3 protein-coding genes are annotated in these 2,275 nt (G+C 51.3%); 2 read left to right on the forward strand and 1 reads right to left on the reverse strand.

Translation table 11 applies throughout. The features are described 5' to 3' along the window. Positions 1-111 precede the first annotated feature (111 nt). A complete protein-coding gene (locus tag D6694_08670; GenBank protein ID RMH41607.1) occupies positions 112-342 on the forward strand; it encodes a hypothetical protein in 231 nt (76 codons plus the stop codon). A gap of 279 nt (positions 343-621) precedes the next feature. Continuing rightward, positions 622-1,944, forward strand: a complete 1,323-nt coding sequence (locus tag D6694_08675) for a hypothetical protein (GenBank protein ID RMH41608.1) — start codon at positions 622-624, stop codon at positions 1,942-1,944. A gap of 108 nt (positions 1,945-2,052) precedes the next feature. Here the strand turns inward: D6694_08675 and D6694_08680 are convergent. Further along, the coding region (locus D6694_08680; GenBank protein RMH41609.1) for an iron-sulfur cluster assembly accessory protein at positions 2,053-2,275 on the reverse strand (223 nt) is incomplete at its 5' end.

The following is a 2,275-nucleotide window of genomic DNA, read 5'->3' on the forward strand; positions in this document are numbered from 1 at the left end:
AAACCGGTTTAAAGATAGCACGTTTTCGGGGGCGTGTCAATATCCTGGAACGCAAGGATGCACGCAAAATATGTAGAAACGCCCCCTTTCGTGTCACCGCGAGGGGGCGAAATGCCCGAAGCGAACTCCTGGCCGGGGAGCGTGGAGTGGGAGCAAACGTTCGCTATCCATGGAGAAGATGGCTTCATAGCCTGGCGGGTGCCCGCCATGACACAAAAAGGGCTTGGTTTCTACAACATCTGGGTGCGCCCTGAAGGATTTTTTACTGCCTGGCTCCCTTTTCCCCCAGCAATTCCCAATATGGGCCAACTCATCCGCAGATGTCGCAGATTGCACCGGTAGAACAGAAAAAATCTGCGTAATCTGTGGCTATGCAGGCAAATTTGGAATTGCTGCTTTTCCCCCTTATTGCATTGTCTCTAAAACCTTGCTATGGTACTAAACAGGATACCATTGCATTAGCGTGCAAGGCGTAGAAGTAACGCTGCCCTGTAAGTTTTGCTGACGGTTTCCTTATCGACTTCCTCCTTGCTGGATTAATGCAGTGATTCCGGGCTGGTGCATCCCGCTTTCTGTGGGGGGATTGCACGAAACAAGAATTGTCGTGATAAGGAGGCTGACATGAAAAAAGGGTGGGCGTTAATCGCGTTGTGTGTTCTGATTCTTGTCGTTGGGGGCATGCCCAGGGCGTCGTACAGTGCTACTGTTGCAACTACGATGGTGGATTCTGCTGTCTGGCAGAGCGAGGTTGTGGACTCTGGGGATGGTATCGGAAGTCATCTATCCGTAGCCGTTGACCCGGTGCGTGGCAGTATGTACATCAGTTATTACGATAGCACCAATGGAGATTTGAAGGCCGCCCGGTACGTGGGCAGTGGGGGAAATTGCGGCATTCAAGGCTCCTGGCAATGTGAAACGGTGGATTCCGCCGGTAACGTAGGTATGTACAACGACATTGCCATTAATCCCGTCAATGGTCTGGCCGGCATTGCCTATTACGATGCGAGCACCCAGTCTTTGAAAGTGGCCTTTGGCTGCATTGGTATGGCCAGTTGTACCTGGATTACGGCCACGGTGGAAAGGGGTGTCTCTGGCGTGTTCAGTTACGGTGTATTTCCTTCCCTGGTGTACACTTCCGATGGTACCGCTTACATTGCACATAAAATTCGTGGGTTGGGAGGGGATTCGCTTCAGGTGGCCTACTATGTGGGCAGTCATGGTAATTGTGGTGTGGACACTATCGCGGGGCAGTGGCAATGTGATACCGTGGACACGGGTTTGGGGGTTGGCATGTATCCTTCGCTTGTAGTAGATAGTTCCAATGTGCAGCATATTGCGTATTACGATAGCGGAAATAACGCCTTGTATTACGCAAAAGGCAGTTTGGGTTCATACTACATCTACAAAATCGTGGATGTAGCCGGGAAATTCGTTTCGATGACATTAGACGAACAGCACAACAACACCCTCCACATGGCGTTTTACGAGGAATCCACCAATTCCCTGGAGTATGCGGTGTATGTGGGGACCTCCGGAAATTGTGGTTTCAACTCCAATTCGTTACACTTTGAATGGGAATGCTCCGTCATCGACAGTATGGGCAGCGGGCAGGCGGACGCGCGGGGCATTGCCATTGCCGTCGATGCCGATGGGAACCCACTGATTGCTTATGGTGCTGATTATGCCCTAAAAATCGCGTACCCTGCCTCAATGATAGGGAACTGTGGCCCCGCGCCAAATACTTTCTACACCTGGATGTGCGACACGCTGATACCGGATTCTATCATCCAGAGTGGAGAGATGAAATACATTGACATAGGCATCAACAATGCAGGCCTGTACACTATTGGCTACTATGGCGGGCTGTCTACACTGACTGGCAAAACTTCCGTACAGGCAGTGTACCAGCGCTTTCCTGTGTATTTGCCATTGACCATCAAGTGATACCCGTCAATAGTATTTGCGTTCCCTGTGTTGTTGTATCCATGACAAGAAAAACGGCGCTCCTCGTGAGGGGAGCGCCGTACGTTGCATGGCTGTGGGATAACTTGATTAACTGCAGCCGCAACTGCCGCTGCCGCAGCCGGCACCAGAGCCGTCGCCTTGCGAGGTGCTGAAGGAACTGCCGCACCCACAAGAGGAAACAGCATTGGGGTTGTCAATCTTGAAGCCGCTGCCCATCAGGTTATCTTCCACGTAGTCAATGGTTGCACCGTTGACATACTGAATGGAAATTTCGTCCACTACCAGGTCTACACCATGATAGGTGAATTTC

The organism is Gammaproteobacteria bacterium (assembly GCA_003696665.1).
Lineage (GTDB): Bacteria > Pseudomonadota > Gammaproteobacteria > Enterobacterales.